General features: G+C 67.4%; 15 protein-coding genes. 13 read left to right on the top strand and 2 right to left on the bottom strand.

The annotated features are described in order from the left end of the window. Nucleotides 1–4 precede the first annotated feature (4 nt). From tsaE to EZM81_RS03155, 13 genes are all read left to right on the top strand, one after another. Complete coding sequence (tsaE, locus tag EZM81_RS03215) at nt 5–472, top strand: tRNA (adenosine(37)-N6)-threonylcarbamoyltransferase complex ATPase subunit type 1 TsaE (RefSeq protein WP_135450072.1); 468 nt, start codon at nt 5–7, stop codon at nt 470–472. Further along, nucleotides 465–1,481: an aminoglycoside phosphotransferase family protein gene (locus tag EZM81_RS03210; protein ID WP_136644760.1), complete on the top strand. Its 1,017-nt coding sequence runs from the start codon at nt 465–467 to the stop codon at nt 1,479–1,481. Before tsaE ends, EZM81_RS03210 begins: the two co-directional genes overlap by 8 nt. Next, nucleotides 1,457–2,161, top strand: coding sequence for a nucleotidyltransferase family protein (locus EZM81_RS03205; protein ID WP_135450074.1), 705 nt, complete (start codon nt 1,457–1,459; stop codon nt 2,159–2,161). Before EZM81_RS03210 ends, EZM81_RS03205 begins: the two co-directional genes overlap by 25 nt. After that, a complete protein-coding gene (gene addB, locus EZM81_RS03200) occupies nt 2,154–5,051 on the top strand; it encodes a double-strand break repair protein AddB (protein WP_248298121.1) in 2,898 nt (965 codons plus the stop codon). Before EZM81_RS03205 ends, addB begins: the two co-directional genes overlap by 8 nt. After that, nucleotides 5,048–8,377, top strand: a complete 3,330-nt coding sequence (gene addA, locus EZM81_RS03195; protein WP_136644758.1) for a double-strand break repair helicase AddA — start codon at nt 5,048–5,050, stop codon at nt 8,375–8,377. The genes addB and addA overlap by 4 nt, the downstream gene beginning before the upstream one ends. Before the next feature lie 58 nt (nt 8,378–8,435). Then, nucleotides 8,436–8,762 carry a thioredoxin gene (gene trxA, locus EZM81_RS03190; RefSeq protein ID WP_135450186.1) on the top strand — a complete coding sequence of 109 codons (327 nt, stop codon included), beginning with the start codon at nt 8,436–8,438 and terminating at the stop codon, nt 8,760–8,762. A 403-nt stretch (nt 8,763–9,165) separates the two neighbouring features. Beyond that, complete coding sequence (gene pnp / locus EZM81_RS03185; RefSeq protein WP_135450077.1) at nt 9,166–11,307, top strand: polyribonucleotide nucleotidyltransferase; 2,142 nt, start codon at nt 9,166–9,168, stop codon at nt 11,305–11,307. A gap of 133 nt (nt 11,308–11,440) precedes the next feature. Further along, nucleotides 11,441–12,028: a L,D-transpeptidase gene (locus EZM81_RS03180; protein WP_135450078.1), complete on the top strand. Its 588-nt coding sequence runs from the start codon at nt 11,441–11,443 to the stop codon at nt 12,026–12,028. A 548-nt stretch (nt 12,029–12,576) separates the two neighbouring features. Further along, a complete protein-coding gene (locus tag EZM81_RS03175) occupies nt 12,577–12,882 on the top strand; it encodes a hypothetical protein (RefSeq protein WP_136644757.1) in 306 nt (101 codons plus the stop codon). Further along, the gene (locus EZM81_RS03170) at nt 12,879–13,487 is read left to right on the top strand and encodes a glutathione S-transferase (protein WP_136644756.1); all 609 of its coding nucleotides are present in this window, start codon (nt 12,879–12,881) and stop codon (nt 13,485–13,487) included. The genes EZM81_RS03175 and EZM81_RS03170 overlap by 4 nt, the downstream gene beginning before the upstream one ends. Before the next feature lie 180 nt (nt 13,488–13,667). Beyond that, a complete protein-coding gene (gene petA / locus EZM81_RS03165; protein ID WP_136644755.1) occupies nt 13,668–14,240 on the top strand; it encodes a ubiquinol-cytochrome c reductase iron-sulfur subunit in 573 nt (190 codons plus the stop codon). An 11-nt stretch (nt 14,241–14,251) separates the two neighbouring features. Continuing rightward, nucleotides 14,252–15,574: a cytochrome b gene (gene petB / locus EZM81_RS03160; RefSeq protein WP_136644754.1), complete on the top strand. Its 1,323-nt coding sequence runs from the start codon at nt 14,252–14,254 to the stop codon at nt 15,572–15,574. A 13-nt stretch (nt 15,575–15,587) separates the two neighbouring features. Next, nucleotides 15,588–16,379, top strand: coding sequence for a cytochrome c1 (locus tag EZM81_RS03155; protein ID WP_136644753.1), 792 nt, complete (start codon nt 15,588–15,590; stop codon nt 16,377–16,379). 78 nt (nt 16,380–16,457) lie between these two features. Here the strand turns inward: EZM81_RS03155 and EZM81_RS03150 are convergent, their stop codons facing one another. Both EZM81_RS03150 and EZM81_RS03145 read right to left on the bottom strand, forming a co-directional pair. After that, a complete protein-coding gene (locus tag EZM81_RS03150) occupies nt 16,458–17,189 on the bottom strand; it encodes an ATP-binding cassette domain-containing protein (protein WP_136644950.1) in 732 nt (243 codons plus the stop codon). Further along, nucleotides 17,176–18,723: a thiamine/thiamine pyrophosphate ABC transporter permease ThiP gene (locus EZM81_RS03145; RefSeq protein ID WP_136644752.1), complete on the bottom strand. Its 1,548-nt coding sequence runs from the start codon at nt 18,721–18,723 to the stop codon at nt 17,176–17,178. Before EZM81_RS03145 ends, EZM81_RS03150 begins: the two co-directional genes overlap by 14 nt. Between the last annotated feature and the right edge of the window lie 60 nt (nt 18,724–18,783).

The following is an 18,783-nucleotide window of genomic DNA, read 5'->3' as shown; positions in this document are numbered from 1 at the left end:
CCCCATGACCGATGCACCGGCCCCCTCCCTTACGCTTGATCTCCCGAACGAAGCCGCCACCGCCGCGCTGGGCGGTCGGCTGGCGCGTTTGGCGCGGGCGGGCGACTGCATCCTTCTGGAAGGCCCGATCGGTGCGGGCAAAAGCCATCTTGCGCGCGCCTTCATCCGGGCGCGGCTCGGGCGCGAGGAAGAGGTGCCCTCGCCAACCTTCACCCTGGTCCAGGTCTATGAGGCCGACGTCGAGATCTGGCACGCCGACCTCTACCGCCTGACCCATCCCGACGAGGTCTGGGAACTGGGCCTGGACGAGGCCTTCATCCGCGCGATCTGCCTGGTGGAATGGCCCGACCGGCTGGGCGGTCACCTTCCGCCCGATGCCCTGCATATCCGGCTATCACAGAAGGGCGATGGGCGGCAGGCCGTGCTGACGGGCGGACGTGCCGGGCTGATCGGGGCGTTGGCCCATGGCTGACCGCGCGGCCCGGGCCGTGGTCTTTCTCGAGAGCGCCGGCTGGGGCAAGGCCCTCAGACAGCATCTGGCCGGCGACGCCTCTGACCGGCGCTACGAACGGCTTCGGCTGGGTGCGGCGACGGCTGTCCTGATGGACAACCCGCCCGGCGGGGCCGACGACCCGGGTGCCTTTGTCGCCATGGCCCGCCATCTGCGCAGCCTCGGTCTTTCGGCCCCCGCGATTCTGGCTGCGGATCTGGTGCATGGGTTCCTTCTGCTTGAAGATCTGGGCGACGACCTCTACGCCCGGCTACTTGACGCCGACCCTGCCCGCGAACTGGCGCTTTACACGCAGGCGGTGGACGTTCTTCTTCACCTGCAGCGCGCGCCCGCGCCCCCCGGGCTGCCGAACCTGACTGCGGCCGACTGGGCCGAAGCCGCCTGCTTCGCGCTGGACCATTATGCCTTTGCCGCGACAGGGGCGAAGCCAGACCCCGCCGCGTTCCGTGCCGCGCTGCAGGCCGCGCTGGAAGCCCATGCCGATGGCCCCCGCGTGCTGATCCTGCGCGATTTCCATGCCGGAAACCTGCTTTGGCTGCCCTGGCGGGACGAATTGGCGCGGGTGGGGCTGCTGGACTTCCAGCTTGGCCAGATGGGCCAGCCGGGATATGACCTTGTATCCCTGTTGCAGGATGCCCGCCGCGATGTGTCGCCTGCGACCGAAGCCGCCCTGGTCGCCCGTTTCGCAGGGGCTGTCGGCGCTGATCCCGAAGGCTTCGCTGCCCACTATGCCGTCCTTGGTGCCCAGCGGGCCCTGCGCATTCTGGGGGTATTCGCCCGCCTGTGCGTCCACGCAGGAAAACCCGGCTACCTGCGCCTGATCCCCCGTGTCTGGGATCAGCTGCAAGGGAACCTCACCCACCCCGTTCTGGCCGATCTGCGCGCCGTCTGTCAGGCTGTGCTGCCCGCTCCCAGCCCCGAAATCCTGTCCCGGATCGAATCGCAATGCGCCGCTTTCCCTTCCCGCTGATGATCTTCGCCGCGGGCTTCGGCACGCGGATGGGCGCGCTGACCGCCGACCGGCCGAAGCCGCTGATCCCGGTCGCGGGCCGGGCGCTGATCGACCATGCGCTGGAAACCGCGCGGGGCGCGGGCGCCGACCGCATCGTGGTGAACACGCACTACCGCGCCGACCAGATGGCCGCGCATCTGGCGGGCCGGGGGGTCATGATCAGCCATGAGCCGGGACCGATCCTGGAAACGGGCGGCGGGCTCAAGGCGGCGCTGCCGCTGCTTGGCCCCGGCCCGGTGGCGGTTCTGAACAGTGACGGCATCTGGACCGGCAACAACCCGCTGGACCAGCTGGCCGCAGCCTGGGACGGCACAGCCATGGATGCTCTCCTCCTCCTCCTGCCGGCAGAGCAGACCCTTGCCCATGGGACGAAGGGTGATTTCGCGCTGGACCCAGATGGCCGCATCTCTCGCGGGGCAGGGGGCGAGGATCACGTCTATATCGGCGCGCATGTCCTGAACCCAGATTGCCTGGACCGGATCGAGGAACAGGTATTTTCCCTGAACCGGGCCTGGGATGACCTGATCGCCCGCGGCCGCGCCTTCGGGATCGTGCATCGCGGCACGTGGTGCGACGTGGGCCATCCGGCAGGAATTGCCGCGGCGGAAGCCCTTCTGCACGATGCCGCCCATGACTGAGCCGGCCCTTTACGCCTTGCCGCCCGGAGTGGATTTTCCGGCCGAGCTTGTCGCCGGAATCCTCGCGCGCCATGCAGGCCAGCCGCCCGAGACGCTGGCCCGCCTGACCCTGATCCTGAACACCGCCCGCATGCGCCGCCGGGTCGCCGACTGCTTTGCCGCGACCGGCGCCCGCCTTCTGCCGCGGCTTCTGCTGGTCACCGAAGTTCCCGAGGCGCTGGCCCGCGAGCCCCTTGCCCCCGTCGTGCCGCCCCTGCGCCGCCGCCTGCATTTTGCGCGCCTCCTGGAGGGGCTGCTTCAGACCGGCAGCACCCACTTCCCCCGCGCCGGGCTTTACGATCTGGCCGACAGTCTTGCCCGTCTCATGGCCGAGATGCAGGAAGAAGCCGTTTCCCGCGACCGGATCGCCGCGCTGGACGTTGGCAACCATTCGGCCCACTGGGCGCGCATGCAGGTGTTTCTGGGCATCGTTGCCGAGGCGATGTCAGGCGAGGGGATGGATGCCGAGGCCCGTCAGCGCCGGGCCGTCGAGGCATTGGCCGAAGGCTGGCAGGTCTCTCCGCCCGGCCACCCGGTGATGCTTGCCGGCTCGACCGGCTCGCGCGGGACGACGGCGCTTCTGATGCAGGCCATCGCAAGGTTGCCGGGTGGCGCGGTCGTGCTGCCGGGCTTCGACTTCGATCTGCCCGATGCCGTCTGGCACGGCATGGACGACGCCCTGACCGCCGAGGATCACCCGCAATACCGGTTTCGCCGCCTGATGGAGGCGCTGGGCATCGCCCCCCGCGACGTGCGCCCCTGGACAACCGCGCAGGCCCCCGCCCCGGATCGCAACCGGCTGATTTCTCTCTCGCTTCGCCCCGCACCGGTCACTGACCAGTGGCTGACGGAAGGGCAGGCGCTGCCCGACCTGATCCCTGCCACAAGGGATATGACCCTGATCGAGGCCCCCTCGGAAAGGGCCGAGGCGCTGGCGATTGCGCTCGTGCTGCGCCAGGCGGCGGAGGCAGGCACCACCGCGGCACTGGTCTGCCCCGACCGCAACCTGACCCGCCGGGTGACGGCGGCGCTTGACCGCTGGGGGCTGCGTCCCGACGATTCCGCCGGCCGCCCGCTGGCCCTGTCGGCACCGGGCCGCCTGTTGCGGCAGGTGGCGGGGCTGTTCGGCCAGCGCCTGACCATTGACGCGGCGCTTGCCATCCTGAAGCATCCCCTTGTCTTTTCCGGCCCCGGACGCGGCGGGCATCTGATCCTGACGCGGGAATACGAACTTCACGCCCGGCGCAACGGTCCGGCCTTCCCCACGGCCGAAAGTCTGGCCGCCTGGGCTGCCGCCTCGGGCATCGGCCGTGCCGTCGAATGGGCCGCGATCCTGGGCGAAACCCTGTGCGGCCACGAAGACACCGGCACCACGCCGCTGCCTGAACTTGTCGCCCGCCACCTGAGCGTCACCGAACGCCTTGCCCGCGGCTTTGGCGAAAGCGGCAGCGGTGCGCTATGGGAGAAAGAGGCCGGCGAAGCCGCCCGGTCTGCCATGGCCGACCTTGCCGCCGAGGCCGGGGCGGGCGGCGCAGTCACGCCGGGTGATTATGCCAACCTTCTGCGCACCGTCCTTTCGGGCGAGGTGCGCGAGGCAGAAACCGTCAATCCCTCGATCATGATCCGCGGCACGCTGGAGGCGCGTGTGCAGGGGGCGGATCTGGTCGTGCTGGGCGGGCTGAATGACGGGGTCTGGCCCGCGCAGGCCGCGCCTGACCCCTGGCTGAACCGGGCGATGCGCAAGGCAGCGGGCCTTCTTCTGCCCGAACGCCAGATCGGCCTTGCCGCGCATGACTATCAGCAGGCCATTGCCGCGCCGCGCGTCGTCCTGTCGCGCAGCCTCCGCGGGGCCGAGGCGGAAACCGTCCCGTCGCGCTGGTTGAACCGGCTGGTGAACCTGATGGAGGGGTTGCCCGACCGGCAGGGACCGCAGGCGCTGAAAGCCATGCGCCAGCGCGGCCATGACTGGCTGGCGCTTGCCGCAGCCTTCGACAGGCCGCCGGCGCTGGCCGAACCTGCCCCACGCCCCTCACCCCGCCCCCCGGTTGAGGCGCGCCCGAAACGCCTGTCGCTGACGGAAATCGGCACGCTGGTGCGCGACCCTTACGCCATCTATGCCCGCCACGTCCTGCGCCTGCGCCCGCTTGATCCGCTGCGCCCCGAGCCCGACCCCCGCCTGCGCGGCATCGTGCTGCACGAGATCCTGGAAAAATTCGTCCGCGAGGGCGGCCGTGACCGCGAAACGCTGCTGCGGATTGCCGCGCACACGCTTGAGGCCCATGTCGCCTGGCCGCTGGCCCGCAGCGTCTGGCTGGCGCGGATCGACCGCGCGGCGGACGCCTTCCTGCGCTTTTCGGCCAATACCGGCGGCACCCCCGTGCTGACCGAGCAGAAGGGCGCCGTCACGATCGAGGATCTGGATTTCACCCTCACCGGCAAGCCCGACCGCATCGACCGCCTGCCCGACGGCCGGCTGCACCTGATCGACTACAAGACCGGCACGCCGCCCACGGAAAAACAGCAGAAGGCCTATGACAAGCAGCTGCTTCTCGCTGCGGCCATGGCCGAACGAGGGGGATTTCCCGGCCTTGATCCGGCCGAGGTCGCGCGGCTGACCTATGTCGGCGTGAAGGGCGACCTGAAAGAAGTCGTCACCGTGCCGGGGCCGGGCGAGATCGACCGGGTCTGGGAGGAATTCCGCACGCTGGTATCCCGCTATGCCCGGCAAGGCACGGGCTACACCGCCCGCCGTGCGCCACACAGCACCAGCTACACCTCTGACTATGATCACCTTTCGCGGTTCGGCGAATGGGACATGACCGCCATCCCGAGGGGCGAGGATCTGGCATGACGATCACCCCGGCCGGCCTTGCCCAGATCGACGCCGCCCATCCCGCGCGGAACACCTGGCTTTCGGCAAATGCGGGGTCGGGCAAGACCCGTGTTCTCACCGACCGGGTGGCGCGGCTTCTGCTGGGCGGGGTAGAGCCGCAGCATATCCTCTGCCTTACCTACACCAAGGCCGCAGCAAGCGAGATGCAGAACCGCCTGTTCAAGCGTCTTGGCGAATGGGCGATGAAGCCCGACGAAGATCTGCGCCGCGCGCTGCTGGATCTGGGCGAGACCGAGCTTGACGCGCCCCGCCTGGCGCGCGCCCGGCAGCTGTTCGCCCGCGCGATCGAGACACCGGGCGGCTTGCGCATCCAGACGATCCACAGCTTCTGCGCCAGCCTTCTGCGCCGCTTCCCGCTCGAGGCCGGGGTGCCGCCAGGGTTCACCGAGATGGACGACCGGCTGGCCAGACTGATGCGCGCCCAGATCGTCGAGGATCTTGCCGACCGGTTGGCCCCCGAAGCCGTGCGCAAGGTCACGCGCCTGCACACGGGCGAGGATTTCACCGCGCTCGTCGAACAGATCGCCCGCTACCGCGACAGTTTCGACCCGCAGATTGACCGCGCCGCGATCTGGAAGCTGTTCGGCCTGCCGCCGGGATTTGGCGTGCCAGACCTTTTGCAGGGGGTCTTTGCAGGCGATGAGGCCGCCTGGCTGCCCGACCTCATCTCCGGTCTGGCGGCGGGGTCCGTCAGCGATGTGAAGGCCGCCGAAAGGCTCGGCGCCATTGATCTTGCGCGCCCCGGACCAGAGGTTCTGGCGATGCTGGAAGGCGTCCTGCTTTTCGGCGATGGCACCAGGGATCCGGCAAAACGTTTCACCGCCAAGGTCGGCGACTTTCCCACCAAGGCCACACGCAACCGCCTTGCCGACCTGATGCCCGCCCTCGAGGCCCTGATGCTGCGGGTCGAGGCTGCCAGGGAAAGGCGCCTCGCCCTTGCTGCCGCCGAGAAAACCGCCGCACTCCATGGCTTGGCCCTGCCGTTCCTGGCCGAATACGACCGGCGCAAGGCCGACGGCGGCCATCTCGACTTCGACGACCTGATCCGGCGGGCCCGGCGACTGTTGAAAGACCCCTCGCTTGCCGCCTGGGTGCTGTACCGTCTGGACGGGGGCATCGACCATGTGCTCGTCGACGAGGCGCAGGACACCAGTCCAGAACAATGGGATCTGATCCAGGCCCTGACCTCCGAGATGACCGCCGGGGAAGGTGCCGGAAACCGGCCCCGGACGCTGTTCGTTGTCGGCGACAAGAAGCAGTCGATCTATTCCTTCCAGGGCGCGGATGTCGCCGCCTTCGATCACAAGCGCGACCATTTCGCCGACTTTCTTGCTGGCGGGAACGCGCTGGTCATGCGTTCGCTGGAATATTCCTTCCGCTCTTCCCCTGCGATCCTTCAGGTGGTGGACCGCACCTTCACCCCCGCCCAGCAGGCGGCCCTTGGTGGCGAATCGCGTCACAAAGCGTTCCATGAAACCCTGTCTGGTCGCGTCGATGTCTGGCCCCCCGTCGAACCCACCGGAGCCGAGCCCGAAGGCGACTGGCACGATCCCGTCGACCAGCCCAGCCCGGAAAGCCCTGTTGTCGTTCTGGCCCGCAGGATCGCCGAATGGATGCGCGACCGGGTGGAGCGCGGCGAGCAGATTCCGCAGGCAGGCAACGACAAGCCGCCAGAGCGCCCGATCCGCTATGGTGACTTCCTGATCCTCGTCCAGCGCCGATCGCCGCTGTTTCACGAGATCATCCGCGCCTGCAAGGCGCTGGGCCTGCCCATTGCCGGGGCCGACCGGCTGAAACTTGGGGGTGAGCTTGCAGTCAAGGATCTGGCCGCGCTGCTTGCGTTCCTCGACACGCCCGAGGACGACCTGTCGCTGGCCGCTGTCCTGCGCTCTCCGCTCTGCGGCTGGTCCGAGGCCGACCTTTTCCGTCTTGCCCACTCCCGCAAGGGTTTCCTGTGGGAGGCCCTGCGCGACGACCCCGCCCACCACGCAACGCTGGCCTTCCTGAACGACCTGCGCGACCAGGCCGATTTCCTGCGGCCCTACGATCTTCTGGAAAGGGTGCTTTACCGACACGACGGCCGCCGCAAGCTGCTGGACCGGCTGGGGCCCGAGGCCGAGGACGGTATCGACGAACTGCTCGGCCAGGCCCTTGCCTACGAGGCGAACGAGGTGCCCAGCCTGACCGGTTTTCTCGTCTGGATGCAGACCGACGATGTCGAGGTGAAGCGCCAGCTTGATAGCGAAGGCGACCGCATCCGGGTGATGACGGTCCACGGCGCCAAGGGGCTGGAGGCCGAAATCGTCATCCTGCCGGACACCGGGGACCGCAAGCCGCAAGAACGGGACGAACTTTACCGCCTGCCCGATGGCCCCGCCGTATGGAAGGCGCCACAGGCGGAAAGCCCGGCCTTGATCGCCGCCGAACGCTCCGCCCGCAAGGCGCGCGAGGCCGAGGAACGGCTGCGCCTGCTTTACGTCGCCATGACCCGCGCGCGTTGCTGGCTGGTCGCCGCCGTCGCGGGCGAGGTCAGGCAGGAGGACAGCTGGTATTCCCTGATCCGTGACGGGGTCGAACGCGCGATCGCCACCGACGCGGGCGAGGGCATCCGCCGCCACGCCTTCGGCGACTGGCCCCTCCCCGTGCGAAAGGCAGAGCCCCGGGTGGAAGAACAGACTCTGCCCGACTGGCTTGCGCGCCCGGCCCCTCCCGCGCCTGCAGGTCCGCCGGTCCTGTCCCCCTCCGACCTCGGCGGTGCGAAGGCGCTGCCCGGCGAAGCGGCCCTTGACAGCGAGGAAGCGAAACGCCGGGGCACGGCGCTGCATCTTCTGCTGGAACGCCTGCCTTGTCTGCCTCGCGCCGACTGGCCCGCCCATGCCGCGGGCCTGATCGGCCCCGACCTTGCCGCGGCGCTTCTGGCCGAGGCCCGGACGGTGCTTGACCATCCCGATCTTTCCCCCCTCTTTTCACCCGACACTCTGGCCGAAGTGGCCGTCTCCGGCGACTGGAACGGCGCGCGTCTCGTGGGCACGATCGACCGCCTGATCGTCGCCCCCGACCGCGTGCGTGTCATCGACTACAAGTCCAACGCCCTGATCCCGGATCACCCCGACCTGGTTCCCGAGGGCATCCTGCGTCAGCTGGGCGCCTATGCCCACCTTCTGGCGCAGGTCTATCCCGACCGACCGATCGAGACCGCGATCCTGTGGACCCGTGCGCCCCGGCTCATGCCCCTTGATCCCGGGATCGTGAGCGCTGCCCTTGCCCGTGCCACGATCCCTTGACCTTCCCGGCCCCGGTTCTTAGCTTGCCAGACTGACCCTTTCCCGCAGGAGAATGACCATGGGCGCCGCCACTGTCGCCGTTACCGATGCCACCTTCGACGCCGAAGTGCGCCAGTCGCCGATCCCGGTTGTCGTGGATTTCTGGGCTGAATGGTGCGGCCCCTGCCGTCAGATCGGCCCGGCGCTTGAGGAACTGGCCGCCGAATATGCTGGCAAGGTCAAGATCGTGAAGGTCAACGTCGACGAAAATCCCGACAGCCCCGCCGTTCTGGGCGTGCGCGGCATCCCGGCGCTGTTCCTGTTCAAGGATGGCCAGGTCGTGTCGAACAAGGTCGGCGCCGCGCCGAAGGCCGCTCTGGAAAACTGGATCAAGTCGGCGATCTGACGCCTGTCGCGCTGCGGGCGCTGCCCGCGCGACGAAGTCATCGACAAGCTGCCCGGCCTCGTCCCAGCGTGGCCGGGTTTTTCATGCCGACCGGGTTCCCATGGCCTGCCGGCCATTTCCTGCGCTTCCGAAGGCTTGCCCGGGCGCGGTGCAGGTTTTCATCCCCCCCGTCACGCATTCGCGCTGGTCCTTCGACAGACTGTCTTCCTGCCGCCTTGCCGGCCTTTCACCCGGTGTCCAAGCTCACGCTTTCCAAATCCAGCGTTTTCCTGTATGGCCCCGCCATCTGAGACGTGAGGCCCGCCCCCGGGGCCCGTGCGAAGGATCGGGGGGGACGGCGGCAATGGGGCCGCCAGATGTACGGGGGTGCCGGCAGGGGCCGGACCTCCAGAGGAAACGATACATGTTCAATGTGACGAAGAAATCGATCCAGTGGGGCAATGAGACGCTCACGCTGGAAACGGGGAAAGTTGCGCGCCAGGCCGACGGGTCGGTAATCGCGACGCTGGGCGAAACCCAGGTCATGGCCAACGTGACCTTCGCCAAGACGGCGAAGGAAGGCCAGGACTTCTTCCCGCTGACGGTTCACTATCAGGAAAAATACTATGCGGCCGGCAAGATCCCCGGTGGCTTCTTCAAGCGCGAGGCGCGCCCTTCGGAGAAGGAGACGCTGGTTTCGCGTCTGATCGACCGGCCGATCCGCCCGCTGTTCGTCGATGGCTTCCGCAACGAAGTGCTGGTCATGGCGACCGTGCTGTCGTGCGACCTGGTGAACGACCCCGACATCGTGGCGATGATCGCGGCCTCGGCTGCGCTGACCGTCTCGGGCGTGCCTTTCCGCGGCCCGATCGGTGCCGCGCGTGTGGGCTATGTCGATGGCAAGTATGTGCTGAACCCCAGCATGGACGACATGACCCAACTGCGGATGAAGCCCGAACAGCGGCTTGATCTTGTCGTCGCCGGCACCAAGGACGCCGTGATGATGGTCGAATCCGAGGCTTACGAGCTGACGGAAGAGGAAATGCTGGGTGCGGTCGTCTTCGGTCACGAACAGATGCAGCCGGTGATCGACCTGATCATCGACTTTGCCGAGGACTGCGCGAAGGAGCCGTTCGACTTTACCCCGCCCGATTTCTCGGCGCTTTATGCCAAGGTGAAAGCCGCCGGCGAAGAGCAGATGCGCGCCGCCTTCGCGATCCGCGACAAGCAGGAACGCACCAAGGCCATTGAGGCCGCCGTCGCCGAGATCACCGCCAGGATGAGCGACGAGGACAAGGCGGACCCGAACCTCTACCCGGCGATCAAGCAGCTGGAATCGGCAGTGCTGCGCGGCGACGTGGTAAAGCACGGCCGCCGGATCGACGGCCGCGACACCAAGACCGTCCGCCCGATCGTCTGCGAAACCGGCGTGCTGCCGCGGGCGCATGGCTCGGCCCTGTTCACCCGGGGTGAAACGCAGGGACTGGTCGTCACCACGCTGGGCACCGGCGAGGACGAGCAGATCATAGACGCGCTGAACGGCAACTACCGGCAGAACTTCCTGCTGCACTACAACTTCCCGCCCTATTCGGTCGGCGAAGTTGGCCGTGTGGGCTCGCCCGGCCGCCGCGAGATCGGCCACGGCAAGCTGGCCTGGCGCGCGCTGCAGGCGGTCCTGCCCGCGCCGACCGACTTCCCCTACACGATCCGCGTGGTCTCCGAGATCACCGAATCGAACGGCTCTTCCTCGATGGCATCGGTCTGCGGCGGGTCGCTGTCGATGATGGACGCGGGCGTGCCGCTGAAGGCGCCCGTCGCGGGTGTGGCCATGGGTCTGGTGCTGGAGGAGGACGGCTCCTGGGCGGTGCTGACCGACATCCTGGGCGACGAGGACCACCTCGGCGACATGGACTTCAAGGTTGCCGGCACGGCGCAGGGCATCACCTCGCTGCAGATGGACATCAAGGTCGCGGGCATCACGCCCGAGATCATGAAGCAGGCGCTTGCCCAGGCCAAGGACGGCCGTCTGCACATCCTGGGCGAGATGGCCAAGGCGATCAGCGCGCCGCAGGGCTTCAGCGCCTACGCGCCCAAGATCGAGACGATGACCATCCCGACCGACAAGATCCGCGAGGTCATCGGCTCGGGCGGCAAGGTGATCCGCGAGATCGTGGAAACCTCGGGCGCCAAGGTGGACATCAACGACGACGGCACGATCAAGATCGCCTCGAACGACCAGGCGGCCATCAAGAAGGCCTATGACATGATCTGGTCGATCGTGGCCGAGCCGGAAGAGGGCCAGATCTACACCGGCAAGGTGGTGAAGCTGGTCGATTTCGGCGCCTTCGTGAACTTCTTCGGCAAGCGCGACGGCCTGGTCCATGTGTCGCAGATCGCCAACAAGCGCCTGAACCATCCGGGCGAAGTGCTGAAGGAAGGCCAGGAGGTCAAGGTCAAGCTTCTGGGCTTCGACGACCGCGGCAAGGTGCGCCTTGGCATGAAGATGGTCGATCAGGAAACCGGCGAGGAAATCGTCGAGAAGAAGGAAGAGGCCGCCGAGGGCTGATCCCCTGCCGCTGGCGCGAACGTGAAGGCCCCGGGGAAGCCCCGGGGCCTTTTTCGTCTTATGTCACAACTTGTTGTAAGGCCTTCGGGCACGGCTTCGGCAAGAATGGCTTAGGCAGGAAAGGACCGACACGATGCACAGGATTGCGTTCGACCGGCGTGGTTTCCTTGGTGCGGCAGTTGCCTCTCTGGTGCCGCTCTGCGCCCGCGCGCGGAGTGCCGAAGGTTGGGTGGTGCCCGAAGAATTCCTGCCCCGCCCGGTGCTTTTTGCCGAGCCGCAGGAGGTGGGGGCGATCATCGTCGACCCGGACTATTTCGCGCTCTACCATGCCACGACTCCGCTGAGCGGCATGCAGTATTCGGTCGGCGTCGGGCGCGGGAACCTGTATCAATCCGGCGTCTTTACGGTCGGTGCGAAACGGGAATGGCCCAGCTGGACCCCGACCAAAGCGATGATCGCCCGCGACCCCGACAGGTATGCGCGTTATGCAAAGGGCATGCCGGGCGGGCCGGACAATCCGCTGGGATCGCGGGCGCTGTATCTGTTCGACGATCAGGGGCGTGACACCTATCTGCGGATTCACGGCACGCCAGAGCCCTGGACGATTGGAACCGCCGTATCGAACGGCTGCGTGCGTCTGGTGAACGACCATATCGAGCAGCTGTACGACGAGGTCGAACTTGGCGCGCCGGTGGTGCTTCTGCCCAGAGAATCCGCATGATCCGCGACGTCGGGGCAGGCAGTTCCCGTGGGCAGATCGGCTGCTGACATTCGATTCAAATGCCGGACGCTCGACCGTTGCGGGGGCGGGGCGATTCGGGGCAGCAAGGATATCAGGGCAGCGGGCCCGGGATCCTGAACAGATCACGCGCGGTGCTTGGGGTGTGTGCGTGGGGTGGATGAAGGGCCCGACATGGGTGCGGGGCCCTTCATTCCCCTCGATCGCGGAACCGGTGGTCACGCAGGCACAGGGCCGGGGCCCAGGCATGCCGAGGATCAACAGCCCCGAAGGCCGCCTTGCCCCGCATGTCCCTTTCTTCAGGATGGCGACAGGGGCCGATCCGGACCGAATCTGCCAGGCGCCCAGCCGATCGCCAGCGCCGATGGGCCAAGGCTTTGGCCGATTGCGCACCCTGTGCCGGATGGGTCGGCAGAATATTGATCTTTCGCGATTTTCGTTGCATCCCGCCACCGGCCCGCGCAATGGGTGGCTGTTTACAGGACGGAACGCCGGTCCTAGACTTCGCTTCCGTTCATGAGGAGGATCCAATGCCTCTGCCGTTTGCCCCGCTTCTGCCGATCGCACTCCGGCTTGGTGCCGTTGCCACGACCACCTGGGCCCTGGCCCGGATCATGCAGGACCGGGCGCATCCCGGGCGCACCGATCAGCGGGCCGAGGACGCGCTTGATGATCTGGACGAGGGGCTGACCCTGCACCGCCCTGCCGACCGAGCGGAAGACCGGCAGACCAATGCAACCGCGCGTCTGCGCCGAGTGATCCGCTTGCGCGGCCAGGTCTGGGAACTTGACGCGGGCCTTCTGGCGCGGGTCCGTCTGCGGCAGCGCCCGGAATGAGGCTGTATCACGCCCCCGCTTCGCCCTTCGTGCGCAAGGTCATGGTGCTGCTGCACGAGGCGTGTGCCACCGACCGGGTAGAGATCGTCCCCGTGGCGGGCACGCCGCTTGATCCCGGCACCCTGCCGGTGGACCGCAACCCGCTGGGCAAGATCCCGGCACTGGAACGGCCTGACGGGCCGACGCTCTATGACAGCCGGGTGATCTGCCGCTATCTCGACGACCTGCTGGGTGCCGGTCTCTATCCCGCCGCGCCGCACCTTTGGGACACGCTGGTGCTGGAGGCGACGGCGGACGGGATCGCCGATGCCGCGGTGCTGATGCGCTACGAAGACCACGTCCGGCCGCCCGCCGCCCGTTCGTCCGAATGGGTCGAGGCGCAGTGGGCCAAGGTATCTCGCGCACTTGCGGCGATCGAGGGGCGCTGGCTGAGCCATCTGCGCGGGCCGCTGGACATGGGTCAGATCGGCCTTGGTTGTGCGCTGGGCTATCTGGATTTCCGTCATGCGGGGCGCGACTGGCAGGCCGCGCATCCGGCCCTGGCCGAATGGTGGGGTGCATTTTCCGCACGGCCGTCGATGAAGGCGACCGCCCCGGACATCTGAGACGCCGCGGCTTCCGCGACACAGTGTCCGATCATGCCCGAGAATCGCGCGCTGCGCGGCTTTGTCCGCTGGACGATCCCCGCCGGCTTGGCTAAAAACCCGCGCGTCGGGGCGTGGCTTGGTCACGGCCCTTTGGTCATATGGGCCGGGAACCTCCGGCCCGAAAGGGGAGAACAACACGTGTCCCAGGCAGACGATCACGCAGGCACCGGCGAAGGCACTCGGCGGGATTTCCTGTATTATGCAACGGCAGGTGCCGGTGCGGTGGCCACGGGTGCCGCCGTCTGGCCGCTGATCAACCAGATGAACCCCTCGGCAGACGTGCAGGCGCTGTCGTCGATCATGGTCGATGTGTCAGGGGTCGAGGTCGGAACTCAGCTTACGGTCAAGTGGCTGGGCAAGCCGGTCTTCATTCGCCGCCGCACGCCGCAAGAGATCGAGGCCGCCCGTGCGACCGCACTGACCGAGCTGCCCGATACCGCTTCGGAAAACGCCAACAAGCCGGGCACCGATGCCTCGGACCAGAACCGCACCCTGGACGAGGCGGGCGAATGGCTGGTGATGATGGGTGTGTGCACTCACTTGGGTTGCGTGCCGCTGGGCGATGGCGCTGGTGAATTCGGCGGCTGGTTCTGCCCCTGCCATGGTTCGCACTACGATACCGCCGGACGCATCCGCAAAGGGCCTGCGCCCAAGAACCTGCCGGTTCCGGTTGCGACCTTCTTCGACGAAACCACCATCAAGCTTGGGTAAGGATCACAGACATGGCCGGAATTCCGCACGACCATTACGAGCCCAAGACCGCCGGTGAGCGCTGGCTGCACAAGCGGCTGCCCATTGTCGGGCTCATGTACGACACCATCATGATCCCCACGCCCAAGAACCTGAACTGGATGTGGATCTGGGGCATCGTCCTGACCTTCTGTCTTGCCCTGCAGATCGTCACCGGGATCATTCTGGTGATGCATTACACGCCGCATGTCGATTACGCCTTTGCGTCGATCGAACACATCATGCGCAACGTGAACGGCGGCTACTTCATCCGCTACCTGCACATGAACGGCGCCTCGCTGTTCTTCTTCGCGGTCTATCTGCACATCTTCCGCGGCCTCTACTACGGCAGCTACAAGGCCCCGCGCGAGGTGACCTGGATCATCGGCATGCTGATCTACCTGCTGATGATGGGCACCGCCTTCATGGGCTATGTGCTGCCCTGGGGTCAGATGTCCTTCTGGGGCGCCACGGTGATCACCGGTCTGTTCGGGGCCATTCCCGGCATCGGCGAGCCGATCCAGACCTGGCTTCTGGGCGGTCCGGCGGTGGACAATGCCACGCTGAACCGCTTCTTCAGCCTGCACTACCTGCTGCCCTTCGTGATCGCGGCCCTGGTCGCGGTGCATATCTGGGCCTTCCACACCACTGGCAACAACAACCCCACGGGTGTCGAGGTCCGTCGTGGCAGCAAGGAAGAGGCCGAGCGCGACACCGTGCCGTTCTGGCCCTACTACGTCATCAAGGATCTGTTCGCGCTGGCGGTGATCCTGGCGGTGTTCTTCGCCATCGTCGGCTTCATGCCGAACTACCTGGGGCACCCCGACAACTACATCGAGGCCAACCCCCTGGCGACGCCCGCGCACATCGTGCCGGAATGGTACTTCCTGCCGTTCTACGCGATCCTGCGCGCCTTCACCGGGGACGTCTGGGTGGTAATCGCCGCCAACTGGCTGAGCTTCGGCATCATCGACGCCAAGTTCTTCGGCGTGCTGGCCATGTTCGGCGCGATCGCGGTCATGGCGCTGGCGCCGTGGCTGGATACCTCGTCGGTGCGCTCGGGCCGCTATCGCCCGATGTTCAAGTGGTGGTTCGCGCTGCTGGTGATCGACTTCATCGTCCTGATGTGGTGCGGCGCGATGCCGGCGGACGAGCCCTATGCCACGATCTCGCTGATCGCCTCGTCCTACTGGTTCGCCTACTTCCTGATCATCCTGCCGCTTCTGGGCGTGATCGAGAAGCCGCTGCCGCAGCCGGCGACCATCGAGGAAGACTTCAACGCCCACTACGGCCCCAAGGCCACTCCGGCCGAGTGAGAGGAAACAAATGATGTTCCGCAAGATCGCACTCACCGCCGTCTCGGCGCTGGTTCTCATGGTCGGGGCGGCCCATGCCGCCGGCGAACAGGGCCATGTCGAGGATGTGGCCTTCGCCCACGAAGGCCCGTTCGGCCGCTTCGATCAGTTCCAGCTGCAGCGCGGGCTTCAGGTCTATACCGAGGTCTGCTCTGCCTGCCACGGGCTGAAATACGTGCCGTTCCGCACCCTGTCGGACGAAGGCGGGCCTGGCCTGCCCGAAGATCAGGTTCGCGCCTATGCGGCCCAGTTCACGGTGACCGACAAGGAAACCGGAGAGGACCGTGCCGCGATTCCGACCGACCATTTCCCGGCCTCGGCGCTGGAAAATGCCCCGGACCTGTCGCTGATGGCGAAGGCGCGGGCCGGTTTCCACGGGCCCTATGGCACGGGCCTCAACCAGCTGTTCCGCGGCATGGGCGGGCCGGAATACATCTATTCGATCCTGACCGGCTATACTGGTGAGGAAAAGGAAGAGTTCGGCACGGTCTATTACGAGAACAAGGCCTTCCCCGGGGGCTGGATCGCGATGACCCCGCCGCTGTCGGACGACCAGGTGACCTATGCCGATGGCCACCCCGCCACGGTGCATCACATGGCCGAGGACGTCGCCTCGTTCCTCTACTGGGCGGCCGAACCCAAGCTGATGGACCGCAAGAATGCCGGTTTTGTCAGCGTGATCTTCCTGATCATCCTGTCCACCCTGCTGTATCTGACGAACAAGCGGTTGTGGGCCGGGGTCAAGGGCAGGAAGCAGGCCGCCTGAACCTGCTGAAGGTCGAAACGGGGAACCCCGCCTGCAGGGCGGGGTTCTTCATTTCGAACTGGCGGAAGGTGCCTTCCCTCATTCCCCGTGCAGCAAAAAGGGGCCCGGGCCCTGCCGACGCCCCAGATAGGCGGCCACCGCGGCGGGCGGATCGGCCAGCAAGCGGCCGGTATCGACCGGCGGATGGACCGTGCCATCCGCGATGAAGGCCGTCTTGCCGCCCAGTGCCAGCGCATCGGCGGGGTCATGCGTGACCATCAGGACCAGCGCGCCGGTCTCGTCCGCCACCTCGCGCACCAGGGCGAGCATTTCTGCGCGCAGCGCCGGGCCAAGCGCCGCGAAGGGTTCGTCCAGCATCAGGATGGGACGTGCACGCAGAAGGGCGCGGGCGAGCGCCGCCCGGCTGGCCTGCCCGCCCGAAAGCTGTGCCGGGCGGCGTGGCCCAAGGCCGGACAGGCCCGTGCGTTCCAGCGCCCTGTCGATCCGGCTGCGGTCCGCATCGGTCAGCCTGAGATCGGGGCGCAGGCCCAACCCCAGGTTCTGTGCCACTGTCAGGTGGGGGAACAGATTCTGATCCTGAAAAAGGATCGTCGTCGGGCGATCGCCTGGTGCGACGCCCGCAAGATCCTGCCCGTTCCACAGGATCCGCCCCGCGCTGGGTGCCAGGAAGCCAGCGATTGCGGCCAGCAGCGTGGATTTCCCAGCCCCCGAAGGCCCCATGACGGCGATCCTGGCCCCGGCCGGGGCGGACCAGTCTGCCAAAAGGCGGAAGTCACCCTGCGTCAGGATAAGGCGATCAAGGTGCAGCACGGCGGCCTCCGGCATCGAATGCCCAGAACAGGGCGAATGACAGGACGACAAGGATCAGCGAGGCGGATGCCGCTGCTTCGATCCTGTAGGCGCCGGTCAGCTGCTGCACCACGAGCGGCAGTGTGGCCTGCCTTTCCCCCGCGAACAGCGTGATCACGCCCAGGTCGCCCATCGAAAGGGCGGCTGCGATGCCCGCGCCGAACCCCAGGGGGCGTGCAAGGCGCGGCAGGATCAGCCAGCGCAGGCGAGGCCAGCCGTGCAAGCCCAGGCTGTCGGCAAGCCGTCCGTAGTCGGCGGCCAATGCCCGCGCCTCGGGTAGAAGGATTCGGTAAAGGAAGGGCACCGTCAGCGCTACATTGACCAGAACCGTCACCGGAAGAGCGACCTGCATCGGTGACACGAAGGGCCGCACGATCAGGAACAGCCCTGTGCCGAGGACCAGGCCAGAGGTCGCCAGCGGCAGGGTTGCCGCTGCCTCGACCAGCGGCGCAGGGCGGCGCGCCGCGGAAAGGGCCAGCGTCAGCGCGGTGGCCGTCGTGACAAGGGCCGAGACCAGCGCAACCGCAATCGACCGCCCCGCAGCTGGCAGGACGGCAGAGGGCAGATCGGTCAGCCCCGGAAGCCCCCGCAGGGCCACCGCGACAAGGGGCGCCACGAGAAACAGGGTGGCCAGCACCAAAACCGCGGCATCCAGCCCCCGTCGCCAGCCACGGGGTGCCTCCAGCGCCGCCTGCCGGTCAAGCCCGGTACCGAAGCCCGCCGGCGCGGCCACCAGAAAGGCCAGACCCGTTGCCAGCGCGCAGATCAAGACCTGCACGCCCGCCAGCCCCGCCGCGCGGGCCAGATCGAAATCGAAGCGCACCGCCTGATAGATCGCCAGCTCGATGGTGGTGGCGCGCGGGCCGCCGCCCAGGATCAGCACCACGGCAAAGCTGGTCAGGCAGATCACCAGGATCACCAGCGCCACGCCCGGCAGCACCTCGCGCAGCATCGGCACCTCCAGATGGCGGAAGGTCTGTGCCGGCCCGAAACCCAGCGATTGTGCCAGGCGGATGCGTTCTGCCGGAATCGACAGCCAGCCCTGCAGGATCATCCGGGTGGCGAGGGGAAGGTTCAGGAAGACATGGGCCAGAAGCACGCCGTGCAGCCCGTAGATCGACACCGGCGGCAGGCCAACGGATTGCAGGCCCATGTTCAGCATGCCCGCCCGTCCGAAAACGGCCAGCAGACCCAGCGCCGCCACCACCGCCGGCAACAGGAAGGGTGCACCCATCAGGGTGATCATCAGCCCGCGCCCCGGAAAGCGACGGCGGGCCAGCGCCCGGGCGACCGGGACGGCCAGAACAGTGGACAGCAGCGCCGAAAGCACGGCCTGAAGCACGGTGAAGCGGATCGCTGCCCAGTCCGCAGGGCCAAGCCCCATCCCGGACCCGCGGACTGCTACGGTGGCAAGGGGGGCAAGGACCAGCAGAAGCAGCCCGAGCGCCAGCCCTGCCGGCAGCAGCGTCACGGTCCACCTGCCCGCAGCAGTCATGCCGCAGGCCCCCCGCCCCTTTCCGCTCTCCACGGGGAGGAGGGAAGGCGCCCGGCCTTC

Origin of the sequence: Tabrizicola sp. YIM 78059, from assembly GCF_004959785.1 — a bacterium.
Lineage (GTDB): Bacteria > Pseudomonadota > Alphaproteobacteria > Rhodobacterales > Rhodobacteraceae > Tabrizicola > Tabrizicola caldifontis.
The sequence above is the reverse complement of the archived record's forward strand: the minus strand, read 5'-3'. Positions and strand labels throughout refer to the sequence as shown.

What these genes read in the sequence shown, in the direction of transcription:
- tsaE (WP_135450072.1), top strand. Translation starts at nt 5, where the DNA reads ATGACCGATGCACCGGCCCCCTCCCTTACGCTTGATCTCCCGAACGAA.
- EZM81_RS03210 (WP_136644760.1), top strand. Translation starts at nt 465, where the DNA reads ATGGCTGACCGCGCGGCCCGGGCCGTGGTCTTTCTCGAGAGCGCCGGC.
- EZM81_RS03205 (WP_135450074.1), top strand. Translation starts at nt 1,457, where the DNA reads ATGCGCCGCTTTCCCTTCCCGCTGATGATCTTCGCCGCGGGCTTCGGC.
- addB (WP_248298121.1), top strand. Translation starts at nt 2,154, where the DNA reads ATGACTGAGCCGGCCCTTTACGCCTTGCCGCCCGGAGTGGATTTTCCG.
- addA (WP_136644758.1), top strand. Translation starts at nt 5,048, where the DNA reads ATGACGATCACCCCGGCCGGCCTTGCCCAGATCGACGCCGCCCATCCC.
- trxA (WP_135450186.1), top strand. Translation starts at nt 8,436, where the DNA reads ATGGGCGCCGCCACTGTCGCCGTTACCGATGCCACCTTCGACGCCGAA.
- pnp (WP_135450077.1), top strand. Translation starts at nt 9,166, where the DNA reads ATGTTCAATGTGACGAAGAAATCGATCCAGTGGGGCAATGAGACGCTC.
- EZM81_RS03180 (WP_135450078.1), top strand. Translation starts at nt 11,441, where the DNA reads ATGCACAGGATTGCGTTCGACCGGCGTGGTTTCCTTGGTGCGGCAGTT.
- EZM81_RS03175 (WP_136644757.1), top strand. Translation starts at nt 12,577, where the DNA reads ATGCCTCTGCCGTTTGCCCCGCTTCTGCCGATCGCACTCCGGCTTGGT.
- EZM81_RS03170 (WP_136644756.1), top strand. Translation starts at nt 12,879, where the DNA reads ATGAGGCTGTATCACGCCCCCGCTTCGCCCTTCGTGCGCAAGGTCATG.
- petB (WP_136644754.1), top strand. Translation starts at nt 14,252, where the DNA reads ATGGCCGGAATTCCGCACGACCATTACGAGCCCAAGACCGCCGGTGAG.
- EZM81_RS03155 (WP_136644753.1), top strand. Translation starts at nt 15,588, where the DNA reads ATGTTCCGCAAGATCGCACTCACCGCCGTCTCGGCGCTGGTTCTCATG.
- EZM81_RS03145 (WP_136644752.1), bottom strand. Translation starts at nt 18,723, where the DNA reads ATGACTGCTGCGGGCAGGTGGACCGTGACGCTGCTGCCGGCAGGGCTG.